The sequence below is a fragment of the Pseudomonas sp. PDM04 genome (assembly GCF_014851765.1).
GTDB lineage: Bacteria > Pseudomonadota > Gammaproteobacteria > Pseudomonadales > Pseudomonadaceae > Aquipseudomonas.
The window spans coordinates 506,582-521,702 of sequence record NZ_JACVAI010000003.1; the positions used below are offsets into that span (position 1 = coordinate 506,582).

Here is a 15,121-nt window from a genome sequence, read left to right on the forward strand (position 1 = left end):
GCAAAGCGGCCGGCTGATGTGTCTGGTCATGACGGTTCTTTTTTCACTCCCCAGCACGGCTCATGCACACGCACCCGCACCCGCACCCCCGGTTGAATCAAGGCTGGAATATTTAAGCGTCGACGAAATCTCCCGGCGGATGGAACGCAACGAGCTGAGTGCGGCAATGTTCGTGCTCTACCTGCAGCGAAGGATCGCCGCCCTCGATAAACAGGGGCCGAAGATCAACGCCGTGATCGAGCTCAATCCCGAGGCGCTGGCCATCGCCGAGTTCCTGGACCGGGAGCGCAAATCGGGCTACGTGCGCGGTCCGTTGCATGGCATCCCGGTACTGCTCAAGGACAACATCGACACCTCCGACCAGATGCAGACCAGCGCGGGCTCACTGGCCATGGTGGGTGACCCGCCGGCCAAGGATGCGTTTATCGTGCAACGCCTCAGGGAAGCGGGCGCGATCATTCTCGGCAAAACCAACCTCAGTGAATGGGCGGCGTTTCGCGATCCGGCCCTGCCCAGTGGCTGGAGCGGTCGCGGTGGCCAAACCAGAAACCCTCATCTGTTGAGCGGTGACGTGTGCGGCTCCAGCTCCGGTTCTGCCGCCGCCACCGCCGCTGGGTTCGCCCCATTGGCTGTCGGAACGGAAACCGCCGGCTCGATCATCTGCCCGGCGTCCCTCAACGGCGTGGTCGGCATCAAGCCGACCGTAGGCCTGTTAAGCCGCAGCGGCATCATCCCGGTGACCCACAAACTGGACACTCCCGGCCCGATGGCCCGTACCGTTCGCGAGGCTGCCCTGCTACTGAACGCCATGCGTGGCAATGACCCCGCCGACCCCGTCAGAAAGCCCCATGGCCAGGACGCCGTGGATTACACCGCCCTGCTGCGCCCCCACACCCTGGTTGGCAAGCGTATCGGCTACCCCGCCAAGTTTGATCGCAGCGGCCTGCCGCTGTTGCTCGACCCGCAGTTTTCCCAGGCGCTGGAGCTCATCCAGGCCGCCGGTGCGACCTTGATTCCCGTGGACCTGAAAGACCCGTCATCGGCTCGGCTGGATGAGGCGTTTCAGATGGGCATCCAACGTGAGTTGCCTCGCTACCTGGCCACACGAACCGGCATTCCCGCCCAGACCCTGGACGATCTATTACTGTTCAACGCCGCGAACGCCGAAGGCCCTGGACAAGCCACCCTGATCGCCGCCAGCAAAGTGGTGTTTGACGAGCAGACCTACAACCACCTCTGGGGCATGATTCAAGGTGAAAATGCCGCCGCCATCGATCGCTTGCTGGTCACCCATCACCTCGATGCCCTCGTCTCGGATGTCGCATCCCCCGCCATGAACGTCGCCCCCCTGGCCGGTTACCCCGGCGTCATGGTGCCCACCGGCATCGACGAAGAGGGCGCCCCGACCTCGATCTTCTTCTACGGCCCGCGCTGGAGCGAGGCCCGGCTTCTGGCGTTGGCGTATGGTTATGAACAGGTTTCCAATGCGCGGCGGGCGCCGGAGTTCAAGCCATAACCAGTGTTTTACAGGCTGCACTTGTCAGGCGAACACCACCTCAATCAGCCCCTCTTTTCTGGATCGGGGGGCCGACTTGACCACGATTTGAACGTCCCACCCCAGCAACGACAGGCATTCCATCATCTTGGCTTCGCTGATACCGCGAAACTTTCCGCGTAGCATTTCAGACAGTTTGGGTTGGGACAGGCCGAGGATTTCGGATGCTTGAACTTGGGTCAGATGGCGAGCCTTGATGATTTCGCCAATTTTTGCCGCCAGCCAACCAATAATTCATCTCACTCAACCATTCACAAATTCCGCCTGCCCTCGCGATTCCGCCTCCGCACCTTTCCCACCGATCACCCGCCCCGGCGCAAACCCCGGGAAGAACATCAGCCCCTCGGACTCAAAGCGATAGGCCAGCGCCAAGCGGTCGGCGTCCGCCACCTCGCGCCGGGCCTCGAACCGTTCGATTTCGGCCTCCGCCACCCCGGTCTCCCGCGATAACTCATCAACACTCCAGCCCAGCATCGCCCGGGCCTGGGCGCAATGGGTGGGGGTGAATTGGAAGAGGGCGATACGTTCCAGGGTGATTTTCATCGCATAAGAGGCCATGGTGTGCTCCGGGCTCGAGAGTGCTGATCCAAAATGTACTGTGTTTTTGTACAGTTGTTTTCGGCCCGGATCAAATTGATTTTTTGTTTTTTTCTAGTTTGCCTCCGCCATCCAGACGGACGGTGCATGGCCCAGCACACGCCGGAACATGGTCGAGAAGGCCGCCGGGCTGTCATAGCCGAAGTCCAGCGCAATACGCGTCACCGGCTCACCCACGGCCAGTCGGGCAAGCGCCAGCACTACACAGGCACGCTGTCGCCATTGGCTGAAGCTCAGGCCGGTTTGCTGGCGAAACAGGCGATTGAACGTGCGCAGACTGACGTGCATTTGACTCGCCCATTGTTGCGGCGACTGATGAGCATCGGGCCGCTGCAAAAACAGCTGGCACAACCCGAGCAGGCGCGGCTCCTCGGGCAACGGAATGTGCAACGGCAGGTGAGCACTGCGCGCCAGTTCGTGCAGCAGCAGATCGATCAATGCCCCATCGCGGCCGGTCTCGTCGTACACCTGCGCCACCTCTGCGGCCTCCATCAACAAGTGCCGCATCAACGGCGAGACATTGATCACCTGACAACGGCCGCCCAGGTCCACCACCCCCGGCTCGATGTACACACTGCGCGTGCTCACCCCCAGCATCAACACCTCGTGTGCCATCCCCGGTGGTATCCACACTGCCCGTTGTGGCGGCACCACCCAATTGCCGTCGTGCGTGCTCACCTGCATCACCCCGGTGGCGCCGTACAATAATTGCGCCCTGCGATGTGTATGACGTGGCAACACCTGGCCGTAGGCGTAATCCGTACCGATCGCGACCACCCGCCGGGGCGTGTCGTCCAGCACATCAATCGAAACATTGCGCATCGGGCGGCTCCCACGTTTGGCGTAAACGCGAACATTATTGGCCTATTTGCTGAGGTCGGCCAAGCCACTTCACTCTATCGTCGAGCGCTCTCAATCCGATGGAAGCCCGTGATGTCCTACCTCTTGCTGACACTCTTCGGCTGCATGACTGGCGTCACTGCGGTGTTATTTGGCTTTGGTGGTGGTTTCGTCGTGGTGCCCTTGCTGTACCGCATGCTCATGGCCCATCACGCGGTCGACGATCCGCTGGGGCAATCGGCGATGCACATCGCCGTCGCCACCTCGACCTGCGTGATGATCGTCAATGCGCTGGTCGCCACCGGAAAGCATCGACGCGCGGGCAATCTGGTTCGCCATTACCTGTGGCCATTGGGCGGGTTCATTGCGATGGGTGCCGTACTGGGGGCCGTTGCGGCGACCTGGGTCAGCGGTGAGGTGATTCGGTACGCCTTCATCGCCTACCTGGGCTTGACCATTGTGGATTGCCTGTTCAGGCACGGGTTTCTCACGCCGTCTGGCACCGGCAACACACGTCGATTGGGCCGAGCAGAAGTATCTGTCGGTGGCGTAGGAATCGGCGTCATCGCTACGTTTCTTGGCGTGGGGGGCAGCGTCATGACGGTCCCATTATTGCGTCGATGCGGGTTGAGCATGAATCAAGCGACCTCGATGGCGAACCCGCTGAGCCTGCCGGTGGCGGTGGCCGGTACGCTGACCTACCTGTCGATGGCAGGATTCGGGGCGCATGATCTGGGGCCGTGGTTTATCGGGTATGTGGATCTGCTGGCGTTTGCGGTGTTGACCGTGGGGTCGATGCTGGGGATTCGATTGGCCACACGCTGGATTGGTCGAATTCCGGACCGGATCCATGCGCGGGTGTATGTCGGGTTGCTGGTTCTGGTCATGATCAGCATGGGCCTGAACTGAAGGCTGCTATGTCGCCTCCAGCCCCGGCGCCTCCCGAATAATGAAGTGATCCAGGTTCTCGATGTTCGCGCTGAACACCCCGAACGTCTGCTCGGGGTTTTTCTTGCTCGGCACCTGCGTCAACGCCGGCGTCACGCCATAAAAGAAGCAATACAACTCGGCCTCGCTGTCGATGGCATGCTTGATCTCTTGCAGAAACGCTTTGCGCTTGCGGTAACCCTCGATCAACTTTTTGCTGAGGTAGACGTTCACCGAATACGGTTTTTTTTTCGCCTCGTCCGCCTGCTTGAACCACACCTTCTGCTCGAAATCGATGCGAAAGCTCTGGGTGTAATCCTTGATCTGTTTGATCCGGCCCCAGTAAATCAGCCCCTTGTTGTCCGTCAGGTACTCGATCTTCTTGAAGAACGAAGCGTACGGCGCCGTGTGCTCGCCCACCTTCAGCGGCATGCGCTTGAGCAGCTCCTTGTCGGTGAAGTTCGAGACGAAACACTCCACCGGATGGGCAAAGACACTGGTCTTGTCCGGCGACGACTCGCGGCCCGATGTCTGCGCAAGGGAAGCTGAAGGGGAGGGCGCCGGCGCATCTTGGGCATCCGTTGCCGCGACCGCCGGGCTCGACGGCCTGCGCACATACTGACGCCGGGTCAGCAACAGCTCTGACGGAAAATACTCCTCACGCCCGTCATCCGTTTCCGCACCGTCCACCCCCGACGCCTTGAGGCTGGCATAAGGGCAATCCGCCACATGCCGCGTGCCCGGCGTGTTCTTGAAGTGCGGGGTGCGCACGTAGTTCACGTTCTTGGCATTGAACGTCGTCAGCACATTCGTCGCCTCAAACGCCGCCCGGCAACGGTCATTGGGGCATTGAAAGTGTTCCTTGGCGGAATCGAATGCCAGCGTCTCGTCGAAATTCAAATCGCGCACGTCATAGATCGACAACTTGTCGTCGAGGCTGAGGCAGTAGGCGAGATCGAATTTCATGACAGGCTCGGGTCCTTGAGAGGGAAGGCTATTAATAGCGGCAGGCGGGTCGGGTTGCACTCACTGAATTCACACACTGCCAATTTGCGGAAGCGGACGTGCTCGCGACAAATCCGAGGACATGCCCGTTCTTCATCGATGTCATCGCCTCCACAAAGGCACCATCGCAGAGAAGACAAGCGGTATTGAAGTCAGTCTGTATATATGTATACTGAAATACATTGAGATCATTGCTCTGCCCATTGGGTTAAAAGGTAAACAGGTAATGGCACTTTCCAAATTTCCGGTCGTAGCCAATGAGCGGTCCCGCACGCTGGGGGATCAGGTCGCCGACTCTATCGTCAGCGCGGCGATTCATGGGGATCTGGCTCCGGGTGCCCGGCTCATTGAGGTAGAGCTGGCAGAAGCCTTTGGCGTCAGTCGGGTGCCGGTGCGCGAAGCCCTCAAGACCCTCGAAAGCCAGGGTATCGTCGTGACGACCAACCGCGAATTGTGCCTGGTGGACGTGGATCGTGAATCCCTTGAGCAAATGCTTTCGGTTCGCGTCGTACTGGAGAACCATGCGGTCGAATTGGCAATGGCCGCCATTGCCAAGGACCCACGATTGCTCGAACCCTTCGAAGATGCCCTGTTCAATTTGCAGGGCGCCATCCGCAAGGGCTCTGCATTCCTGGCCGCCCAGGCGGACATGGACTTTCATCGTGCTATCTATTTGGCCAGCGGCAACCGAACGCTTTTGGACATTTGGGACAAGATGTCGCGCAAAATCCTCATCGCAGTCGGTTTGAGGGTTCCCAATACCAAGGTGTATGAAGACCACGAAAAGCTGCTGAGCATTCTCAAGAGCAACGACTCGGTGAAATTCAAGGAAGCGCTCTTGCCGCATGTTCAGGAGTGCCTCACCGTCGAATAGCCAAGCGCTCAAAGCGAAATCACCCGTCGTGGTGATTTTTTTGGACTACCAATGTATACAAGAGTACAGGAGGACATGTATCAAGCTTTAAACGTCCAATGTCGCCCGTTTGGCATCTGCCCTGCCAAAGACTGACGCCATGGTCGGACCTGCGCCACTGGGCGTAGCTTAAGCAACAACAAGATTCGAGCGGACTGCAGAGCCGCCTCTATAAAGCCCTGTGAGTACCGTAGCAACGACTTTGTAACTGCCACCCAACGGTTCCAACAATTTCAACTAATCACGTTCGGTAGGGAATTTAGTCATGAAAGCTTCCAAGTGCATCCTCTCGGCATTTTGCTTCGCCGCCGTCGCCAACCTCGCCATGCCAGCCATGGCCTATGAGGTTGCCCCAAGCTACGAGAAATGCGGGGACGACTCCTTCAGCCAGTACATCAAGGACGGCGTCACGATCGGCATCGTGTCCGCGCCGCCTCATTCCTTCCTGAACACTTCCAACGGCAAGGCCGAGGGCGTTGACGTCGAGATCAATGAAGCGGCGCTGAAATGGATGGGCATCACGTCGATAAAATACGAAGTAACGCCCGTTGGCCAACTTGTCCCGGGGCTGATGTCCAAGCGCATCGATGTGATTGGCACCAACATCCACGTCACCCCGGACCGGATCAAAGCCATCAGCTTTACCGGGCCCTCGTGGTGGTATGGCCCGATCATCGTGCTGCCGGCAAACTCCGACTTGCAGATCAGTTCCTACGCCGACCTCAAAGGCAAAAAAGTCGGCGCCGTGGTGGGGTCTGCTGCGGACGAATACCTGCGCAAGATCGGGGCAGAGTCGATCGCGTTCCCGGGCGCCGAGCAGGAAATCGGCGCGCTGACCACCGGACGCGTGGATGCGGTGCTGGAGGATGATGTCACCGTCGTTGACTGGCTCAAATCCAACCCCTCCCTGCCGATCAAGCAGCTCAAGGACGTTCCGGTTCCTGAAGAAATGATCACCAAGTACGGGTATGGCTACGCACGCTACGGTTTGCGCAAGGGTGATTGCACTTTCCGCGCCGCGTATACCCAGGCGTTGGCTGAAGTGAGAGGAACGGGGGAGGTCTCTGCGATATTGAAAAAGTACGGTCTGAGCAATCGCAATCTGTTTCTTCACCCGCTTGAGAAAAACTGGTAAAGCCCAAGGGGTGAAACATGAACTTATTCAACGTTTCAGTCGTACTCGAATATTGGCCCGTGTTCCTGAGAGGGTTGGGCCTCACGGTATTGTTGACCATTATCGTATTCAGCCTGAGTGCAGTTTTGGCCATACCCGTGGCACTGGCTCAACTGTCCCGGTATCGCGTGTTACGCCTGCTTGCGCATATCTATGTGGAAGTGATGCGCGGTACGCCGGTCATCCTGCAATTGATCTACGTGTATTACGTATTCCCGATCATCGGTATCAAGGTGGCGCCGTTCAGTGCTGCCGTGATCGGTCTTTCAATGAGCATGATTGCTTACTTGAGTGAAGTGTATCGAGGCGGTATCAACGGTATCCCACAGGGGCAACGAGAAGCCGCTGCGGCCATGGGCATGAGTGAGTTTCAGGCGTTCCGTCGAGTGATTCTTCCCCAGGCTATCCGCCTGACCCTGCCGTCGCTAGGTAACTACCTGATCGCGCTGTTCAAGGACAGTGCACTGGCCTCCGTGGTCACGCTGCAGGAGTTGATGTTTGCCGGCCAGATCATCGCGGTCCGCAACTATGAGTATTTCACCGTATATACCGTGTGTGGCGTGCTCTACCTATCGGTCAGCTACCCCTGTGCATTGCTGGTGCGGTACCTGGAAAAACGCACCCAGGGCGGTTACCGGCGCAAGGTCGCGCGAGCGGCGCCTGCAACGCAAAGCTCGGCCGTAGGGGAAAACTCATGATCGAACTCAAAAGCTTGAACAAGGCTTACGGTGACCACGAAGTCCTGCGGGGCATCGACCTCACCATCGAGACCGGGAAAGTCGTGGTCATCATTGGCCCGTCCGGCAGCGGCAAGTCCACACTGCTCAGGTGCATCAACTACCTGGAGCAGCCGGATTCCGGGACGATACTGCTGGACGGTCAACGAATCTTTTTCGATTCAACGTCCGGCGCAGCCAAGGCCCACAGCCCCAAGAGCGTCGCCGCCGTGCGCGCCCGACTGGGGATGGTGTTCCAGGACTTCAACCTGTTTCCTCACATGAACGTTCTGCACAACGTCATGGAAGGCCCCGTTACGGTCAAGGGGCGGCGGGCCAGAGACGTCGAGTCACTGGCGCGCGAGTTACTGGCCAAGGTCGGATTGGCCCACCGGGCCGACTACTTTCCGGATGAAATTTCCGGTGGGCAGAAGCAACGGGTGGCGATAGCGAGGGCGCTGGCGATGGAACCCGATGCCATGCTCTTTGACGAACCCACCAGCGCCCTCGACCCCGAGTTGGTGGGAGAAGTGCTGAATGTCATGCGCGATCTGGCCCAACAGGGCATGACCATGATTGTGGTCACCCACGAGATGGCCTTTGCCAGGGAAGTGGCCGATGAAGTGGTGTTCATGGACGGTGGAGTCATTATTGAACGCGGGCCGCCGGCGCAGTTGTTCGATCATCCACAAAATGAAAGAACCGTGCGGTTTCTGCAACGTACGGCGAATGCTTAAAGTTTAGAAGTTTCACCTCTTCATTCATAGAAGTCCGCCGTCTATTGCTCATTTGGACGTCAGCGGCTCCATTGATTTTTTTAAACACTCGTCCAGCCGATTAGTTCGGCCGCGCACTCATTCGTCAAGAGAGGATTCGTCATGGCTCTGCGATATCAACATTTCATTACTCCGGCCGGTACAGCCGAATTCCCCAAAGTTGTCAGAGGTGAAGGGGTTTATATATGGGACCATACCGGGCGTCGTTTATTGGACGGCTCTTCCGGCGCAGTCTCGGTCAATATCGGTCATGCTCATCCCAGGGTGCTGGAAGCCATGCGTGAGCAGATGAACAAGATCATCTACGCCCACAGCATGCGTTGGGACAACGACCCCAGCCAGGCATTGGCCGAGCGACTGGCCCGCCTAAGCGGCTGGGATTTCGAAGCAGCGTTTTTCGTGTCCGGCGGTTCCGAGGCCAATGAGGCTGCGATCAAGTTCGCTCGCCAGGTGGCGGTCTCACGCGGGCAGGCCAGCCGCTACAAGATCATCAGTCGCGTGCCGTCCTACCATGGCGCCACCACCGCCTTGCTCGGCATCACCGGCGACACCGATTACGCCAAAGCCTACAAGCCCATGTTCGTCGACATGCCAAAGATCGATGCCCCGTTGCTGTATCGCCGGCCGGCCCATGAATCGGTCGACGATGTGATCAATCGCTGCGTTCGCCAACTCGAAGACACCATCATCGCCCAAGGCCCCGAGACCGTGCTGGCGTTCATGATCGAGCCGGTGGGGGGCGTTTCGACGGGGGCCTTGATGTCACCTGTCGACTATTACGACCGCTGTCGCCAGATCTGCGACCGCTACGGCGTATTGATGATCTACGACGAGATCATGAGCGGCGCTGGTCGTACCGGTCGATTCCTCGCGGCCCATCATTGGCCCGACTGCCGTCCCGACATCGTCACCCTGGCCAAGGGTGTCAGCGGCTCTTACGCGCCGTTGGGTGCGGTGCTCGCATCCTCGGCGATGGTCAATGACGTCAGGCTCAGCGGCGGGTTCAAGCACGGCCATACCTACTCGGCCAATCCGCTGGGGTGCGCGGCTTCCAACATGGTGCTCCAGGTGCTGGAGGACGAAGCCCTCATGCCGCGCGCCACCTTGCTGGGTGAAAGAATCCGTACGCGTCTGGAGGACCTCAAAAGCAGGACTCGGGTCATCGGCGACATCCGGGGCATCGGCCTGCACATGGCGGTCGAAATCGTCGTCGACAAGGACACCAAGGAAATCTTCACCGATGAAGTCCGCGCCAGTGAAAAGATCGGATTGCTCTGCCGCGAGTACGGGCTGCTGTTGTTCTCACGCCGCACGGCCGGTGCCGCGTATGGCGAGTGGCTGATGTTCTGCCCGCCGCTGACGATTTCCGACGCCGAAGTGGAGGAGATGCTCGCGGCGTTCGAGAAGGGCGTCTTCGCGTTCCAGAACTCGGTGTGCTCGTAAGGCCAACAGCCGCGTTGTTTTGCTGAGCAGTCGCGGCTTTCATCTGTATATGGGAGGGTTTCATATGGCTAGGCGAGCAACCATTGTGGGTTGGGCTCATACGCCTTTCGGTAAGCTGGACGACCCGGATGTCGAGTCCTTGATGGCCCGCGTGTCGCGGGCTGCGCTCGATCACGCCCAGGTCGCCCCCGGGGACGTTGGCATGGTCTGCGTGGGCGTCTATAACAACGGTCTCACCCCGCAAGGATTCGAAGGTGCCTTGGTCTCCCTGGGCGAACCGGCCCTGCGTTTTACCCCGACCGTTCGGGTTGAGAATGCCTGCGCCACCGGCACCGCCGCCATTCACGCAGCGGCCGATTTCATTGAAAGCGGTCGCGGCCGCATTGCCCTGGTGGTCGGCGCGGAAAAGATGACCGCCGTACCTTCCAGTGTGGTCCCCGGCATCCTGCTCAGCGGCTGCTACCGCCGCGAAGAGGAAAGTCCCGAAGGCTTCGCCGGCATCTTCGGCCAGATCGCCAGTGCTTACTTCGACCGCTACGGCGATCACCGCGAAGCGCTCGCGATGATCGCTGCGAAGAACCACGCCAACGGCGTGCACAACCCTTATGCCCACATTCGCAAGGATCTGGGCGTTCAGTTCTGCAATAAAATCTCGGAAAAAAATCCCCTGGTGGCCGGACCGCTTCGCCGCACCGACTGCTCGTTGGTGTCCGACGGCGCGGCCGCGATCGTGCTGGCCGATGAAGAGACGGCGGCGGCACTGGGCCGGGCCATCCGCTTTCGTGCGCGCACCCACGTCAATGACTTCCTGCCGCTCTCGCGCCGTGACCCACTGGTGTTCGAAGGCGCGCGCCACGCCTGGGATGCCGCTCGCGAAACCGCCGGGGTTGCGCTGGGCGATCTTGACCTGGTGGAAACCCATGACTGCTTCACCATCGCCGAGATGCTGCAATACGAAGCGATGGGGCTGGCCAAACCCGGGCAGGGTTGGACAGTGATACACGAGGGCATCACCCAACGGACGGGCCGCCTGCCGGTGAACCTCTCCGGCGGCCTCAAGGCCAAGGGGCATCCACTGGGTGCCACAGGCGTGTCGATGCATGTGATGGCCGCCATGCAACTGATGAACGAAGCCGGCGACATGCAGATCGCCAACGCGCAGTTGGCCGGTGTTTTCAACATGGGAGGCGCGGCCGTCACCAACTACGTCTCCATCCTGGAGCGGACGAAATGAAGATGGCAGCTCAAATTCCGGCAGTGTCCGAACGGGTCATGAACCTCGCGCACTGGCTGACCCAGAATGCGCGGCGCCTGCCTGATCATCCGGCGATCATCCACGGCGACACCACCTGGACCTGGGCGCAGTTCGACGCCCGGGTCAGTGCGCTGGCCGCAGGGCTCGCCGAGCGGGGCGTGGGGGCGGGCGACAAGGTGCTGGTGCATTCGAAAAACAGCAGCGAGATGTTCGAATCGCTGTTCGCCGCCTTACGCCTCGGGGCGATCTGGGTGCCGACCAATTTCCGCATCACGCCTGACGAAGTGATCTACATGGCGTCCACGGCCCAGAGCCGTATCTTCCTGTGTCAGAGTGATTTCCCCGAATACGCTGCCGCTGTGTGCGCGGCAGCGCCACAGATGGACCTCATCTGGCTGGAAGGCACCAGGCCTGCCGCGCCGGATCAGCGTCCCCTTGCCGATGACCTGATCCGCACGCACCTGGGCAAGTCCGTGCCCAATGCCGCCGTCGCCCGAGACACGCCGTGCTGGTTCCTGTTCACCTCCGGAACCACCGGCAAGCCGAAGGCCGCGGTTCTGACCCATGGTCAGCTCGCGTTCGTGATCAACAACCACCTGGCTGATCTCCTGCCAGGCACCACCCATCACGACGGTTCGCTGGTGGTCGCGCCGCTGTCCCACGGTGCGGGCATTCACCAACTGAACATCGTCGCGCGGGGCGGCACCACGGTCCTGCTGCCCTCGGACCGGTTCGACATCGACCTGGCCTTCGAACTCATCGAAAAGCACCGGCTGACCAACATCTTCACCGTGCCCACCGTGCTGAAAATGATGGTCGAGCACCCCAGCGTGGACCAATGGGATCACCAAAGCCTGCGCCACGTCGTCTATGCCGGCGCGCCGATGTACGAAGCCGACAAGCAACGCGCCCTGGAAAAACTCGGCCCCGTGCTGGTTCAGTATTACGGCCTGGGTGAAGTGACCGGCAACATCACCGTGCTGCCGCCCTGCGAGCATCAAAGCGCGACCTCACGGCCATCAACCTGCGGCTACGAGCGCACCGGCATGCAGGTCTCGATTCAGGACGAGCAGGGCAATGAGCTGCCGACTGGCGTCACGGGCGAGGTCTGCGTCGTGGGCCCGGCGGTATTCGTGGGCTACTACAACAACCCCGATGCGAACGCCAAGGCATTCCGCAATGGCTGGTTCCGCACCGGCGACATGGGGCACATGGACCAGGACGGTTTCATCTACCTGACCGGGCGATCTTCCGACATGTACATCTCGGGCGGCTCCAACATCTACCCCCGAGAAATCGAAGAAAAAATCCTTCTGCATGAAGGCATCACCGAAGCCGCCGTGCTCGGCCTGCCGGATGCGCAGTGGGGGGAAATCGGCGTCGCGGTCTGTGTACGCAAGGAAGGCGCGGTGTTGAGTGAGGGTGAGCTGCTGGAGTGGATGGCCGCGAGGATTGCCCGTTACAAAATGCCCAAGCAAGTGTTCTTCTGGGACGCGCTGCCCAAGTCCGGTTATGGCAAGGTGACGAAGTTGCTGGTGAAGGCGGAGCTGGAGCGGCGGGGTGCCAGGGTGGTGCTCGAGGAGGCGGTGGGGCACGTGGGGCGTTGAGTGATGTTGGCTCGCCCCCGCACCTGTGGGAGCGAGCCTGCTCGCGATTGGCGATACCAACGCCATACCTCCTGGCGTGGACGCTTGCAGTGTTCCTCTGGCGCCCATCAACGCTCGCTACTGGTTAAGAAAAGAGTCAGATTGTGCGGGAGCGCCAGGCAGCAGGTTTTCTCGATTTCGCTAATCTGTGTTTTTGTGAGTTCGTAGTCGTACACATAGTCTTTTTCACTTTCCCAGCCCATTAACGCTGCGAGCTCGCTGCTCAGAATTGGAAGTGTTTTTTCATATGACGCGAAATAATCTCCATCGCGTACGCCCATGACGCTGTGCTCAAGGCTCTATCCTCGGTGTCTGATCTCCAGTTATCTCCCCGTTTGTTGTACTTCCCCACTGCGGCCAGGCCGAATTTCATGACGGGCTCGGGTTCTTGAGGCAAGTGCCTACAAAGTACTCCAAGCCATCAGGAAACCTGACGCCTAAAAGATCGGAGAGCGCCATCACCTGACACTCGCTCAACAATAATTCGCCCGGTTCCATTTCGGCGAGAGGTTTTGACTCAATGAGTTGAGCGACCTTTTCATTGAGTTCAGTTCCCTCAATGTCCAGCTCAAATTGGAGGGAATCGTCCTGCTTGTCATCCGGATATAAGCCAGTGATCAATAGGTAGCGCATGGTTCACTCCTTACTGTCTTGAAGTTTTTCTACCCGGTTTCGCCGGTTTCGCCGGTTTTGTGCAAGGTGTGAGCAACCAGTCTTTTTGGCGGATGTGTGAATATCGTCTGATCGACCTTGCTCCATTAACATCACGCCTCAGCCTCCACCCCAATAAAAATATCCAGATCAGACGGAATCACCTCTCCAATCAACCTCGAAATCTGCGCCACCTGATCAGCAGTCAACAGCCATTCCCCTGCTGCCATTTCATCCACGCTCTTATGCCCTAGCAGTGCCACAATCTGCTCGTTGAACTCGTCATTTACATACAGCTCATACTTCAATGAACTGTCTTCAAAAACGTCAGGCAAGAAGCCCGTAATACACAGACTCATAAACACCTCTCTGGTTATTTAGGCGTGGTTCGTCCTGCTTTCGCAGGTTTGGTTTGCTTACCCGTTTCTGGGTCGAATTCGCCCTGATGCTTGCCTTGCCTGTCATACATTTCAACAGCCCCATGTTGGGCGTCCCACTCGAAAATTCGACCTTTCGTATCTTTCCAGCGCTTGCGCCGTGCGCCGCCACCTTGAACGCTGCTTTTGGATTTATCTTTTACCGCGTCCGGGAAGGCTTTCAGTTCCTTGGGTGCCTGATGGTATTTCTGATCGCCCACGCTCAGCACAATGTAAACCGGCTTCACTGATGAACCCACCGGAAACACAAGAATGAAATCCCTGTACTCAGGCGGATAGATCGGATCAACGATCATGCTGTCCGCCTGTTGGGTCGGCGGATAAACCCAGATGTGCGGTGCCTGCGGAGCGGCCTCCAGCTTGGGAATGCCCAGGATGTCGGCGCCATCGACCGCCGGCGTCCAGATCAACTCAATGCCTTCCCCAAGATCCGCGACGTACTGGCTGTCACGCAGTGCGACTTGCACCACATCAACCATCTCCCAATCGCGGTGGTTGCCGGTGTAGAACCCGTAGCCCTTGAGACTGCCGTCCGCATTTTGCTCGATTTGCAGGCGCATACGGGTGCGAGCCTGCTTGAGGGTTCGCAGTTGGTCTTCGTTATAGAGCGCGCTGTCGCCGAGGCGGGGTGACCAGAACACCGCCACCAAGCCCGTCAACACGGCCGCCGTCGTAGCGCCGACGGCGGCGAGGGTGCCCGCGACCGGCGCTGTGAGCGCAGGCGCGCGAAGTGCCAGTTGCCCGACGCCAAGCGAAACCGTGGAACCGCTGATCGTACGTAGTTTCAGCAGGCCATCGTCGTCCGCTTCGCGAGCGCCAAGCCAGGCGATCTCACCGTAATCCGCGAGGCTGTCGGTAGGCACTCGGCCCGAAGGGTTGGAATAGTTGATGACCGCGTCGGGCAGCTTGCAGGATTTGGCGAAGACGCAACCTGCATGCACCGTTTTTTGCTCGACCTCGCTGGCCTGACGCCTGCGCATGTAGTCGTCTTGCCTGGCGAGCATGGCTTCGTAGGCGTTTTGTCGGGTTTCGCGTTCCGCGAGTTCGGAGGGCGTCATGAAACGGTAGGTGACGTGATGGCCGTCACCGGAAGGAGGATTTCTGACCTTGGGAATGCCCTTTTCGCCAGCCACTGATTGTCCCTGTGTGTTCGTCCATCGGCAGCTCTGGAGAAGAGCAGGGCGAC

At 59.3% G+C, this 15,121-nt stretch carries 16 protein-coding genes and 1 pseudogene; 9 read left to right on the plus strand and 8 right to left on the minus strand.

Annotated features, from left to right (window positions below; genetic code table 11):
- Window positions 1–139: 139 nt before the first annotated feature.
- Window positions 140–1,516 carry an amidase family protein gene (locus IB249_RS14330; protein ID WP_225606971.1) on the plus strand — a complete coding sequence of 459 codons (1,377 nt, stop codon included), beginning with the start codon at window positions 140–142 and terminating at the stop codon, window positions 1,514–1,516.
- A 24-nt stretch (window positions 1,517–1,540) separates the two neighbouring features.
- Here IB249_RS14330 and IB249_RS14335 read toward each other — a convergent pair.
- The 3 genes and pseudogenes from IB249_RS14335 to IB249_RS14345 all read right to left on the minus strand — a co-directional run.
- A pseudogene (locus IB249_RS14335) lies at window positions 1,541–1,777 on the minus strand (helix-turn-helix domain-containing protein); the annotation flags it as partial.
- Window positions 1,778–1,798: 21 nt separating this feature from the next.
- The gene (locus IB249_RS14340) at window positions 1,799–2,113 is read right to left on the minus strand and encodes an XRE family transcriptional regulator (RefSeq protein ID WP_192305734.1); all 315 of its coding nucleotides are present in this window, start codon (window positions 2,111–2,113) and stop codon (window positions 1,799–1,801) included.
- A gap of 93 nt (window positions 2,114–2,206) precedes the next feature.
- Complete coding sequence (locus IB249_RS14345) at window positions 2,207–2,974, minus strand: AraC family transcriptional regulator (RefSeq protein WP_192305736.1); 768 nt, start codon at window positions 2,972–2,974, stop codon at window positions 2,207–2,209.
- A 111-nt stretch (window positions 2,975–3,085) separates the two neighbouring features.
- Here IB249_RS14345 and IB249_RS14350 point away from each other — a divergent pair, with 111 nt between their 5' ends.
- Window positions 3,086–3,901, plus strand: a complete 816-nt coding sequence (locus IB249_RS14350; protein ID WP_192305738.1) for a sulfite exporter TauE/SafE family protein — start codon at window positions 3,086–3,088, stop codon at window positions 3,899–3,901.
- A gap of 6 nt (window positions 3,902–3,907) precedes the next feature.
- Here the strand turns inward: IB249_RS14350 and IB249_RS14355 are convergent, their stop codons facing one another.
- Window positions 3,908–4,885, minus strand: a complete 978-nt coding sequence (locus tag IB249_RS14355; RefSeq protein WP_192305740.1) for a hypothetical protein — start codon at window positions 4,883–4,885, stop codon at window positions 3,908–3,910.
- A 265-nt stretch (window positions 4,886–5,150) separates the two neighbouring features.
- Here IB249_RS14355 and IB249_RS14360 point away from each other — a divergent pair, with 265 nt between their 5' ends.
- The 7 genes from IB249_RS14360 (at window position 5,151) to IB249_RS14390 (ending at window position 12,808) form a co-directional block, all read left to right on the plus strand.
- Entirely contained in the window at window positions 5,151–5,798 is a 648-nt protein-coding gene (locus tag IB249_RS14360) for a GntR family transcriptional regulator (protein ID WP_192305741.1), read from the plus strand.
- A gap of 304 nt (window positions 5,799–6,102) precedes the next feature.
- A complete protein-coding gene (locus IB249_RS14365) occupies window positions 6,103–6,972 on the plus strand; it encodes a transporter substrate-binding domain-containing protein (protein ID WP_192305743.1) in 870 nt (289 codons plus the stop codon).
- 17 nt (window positions 6,973–6,989) lie between these two features.
- A complete protein-coding gene (locus IB249_RS14370) occupies window positions 6,990–7,709 on the plus strand; it encodes an amino acid ABC transporter permease (RefSeq protein ID WP_192305745.1) in 720 nt (239 codons plus the stop codon).
- On the plus strand, window positions 7,706–8,464 hold the full coding sequence (locus IB249_RS14375; protein ID WP_192305747.1) for an amino acid ABC transporter ATP-binding protein: 759 nt from the start codon (window positions 7,706–7,708) through the stop codon (window positions 8,462–8,464). Before IB249_RS14370 ends, IB249_RS14375 begins: the two co-directional genes overlap by 4 nt.
- A gap of 141 nt (window positions 8,465–8,605) precedes the next feature.
- Entirely contained in the window at window positions 8,606–9,946 is a 1,341-nt protein-coding gene (locus IB249_RS14380) for an aspartate aminotransferase family protein (protein WP_192305749.1), read from the plus strand.
- A 64-nt stretch (window positions 9,947–10,010) separates the two neighbouring features.
- The gene (locus IB249_RS14385; RefSeq protein ID WP_192305751.1) at window positions 10,011–11,180 is read left to right on the plus strand and encodes an acetyl-CoA acetyltransferase; all 1,170 of its coding nucleotides are present in this window, start codon (window positions 10,011–10,013) and stop codon (window positions 11,178–11,180) included.
- Window positions 11,177–12,808 (plus strand): acyl-CoA synthetase, encoded by a 1,632-nt coding sequence (locus IB249_RS14390; RefSeq protein WP_225606973.1) that lies wholly within the window; start codon window positions 11,177–11,179, stop codon window positions 12,806–12,808. Before IB249_RS14385 ends, IB249_RS14390 begins: the two co-directional genes overlap by 4 nt.
- Window positions 12,809–12,915: 107 nt before the next feature.
- Here IB249_RS14390 and IB249_RS14395 read toward each other — a convergent pair whose 3' ends face one another.
- The 4 genes from IB249_RS14395 to IB249_RS14410 form a co-directional block, all read right to left on the minus strand.
- Entirely contained in the window at window positions 12,916–13,128 is a 213-nt protein-coding gene (locus tag IB249_RS14395) for a hypothetical protein (RefSeq protein WP_192305753.1), read from the minus strand.
- An 88-nt stretch (window positions 13,129–13,216) separates the two neighbouring features.
- Entirely contained in the window at window positions 13,217–13,480 is a 264-nt protein-coding gene (locus IB249_RS14400; protein WP_192305755.1) for a pyocin S6 family toxin immunity protein, read from the minus strand.
- Between the two features lie 131 nt (window positions 13,481–13,611).
- Window positions 13,612–13,857: a pyocin S6 family toxin immunity protein gene (locus tag IB249_RS14405; protein ID WP_192305757.1), complete on the minus strand. Its 246-nt coding sequence runs from the start codon at window positions 13,855–13,857 to the stop codon at window positions 13,612–13,614.
- Window positions 13,858–13,871: 14 nt separating this feature from the next.
- Window positions 13,872–15,068, minus strand: coding sequence for a colicin E3/pyocin S6 family cytotoxin (locus tag IB249_RS14410; protein ID WP_192305759.1), 1,197 nt, complete (start codon window positions 15,066–15,068; stop codon window positions 13,872–13,874).
- Window positions 15,069–15,121: the final 53 nt, after the last annotated feature.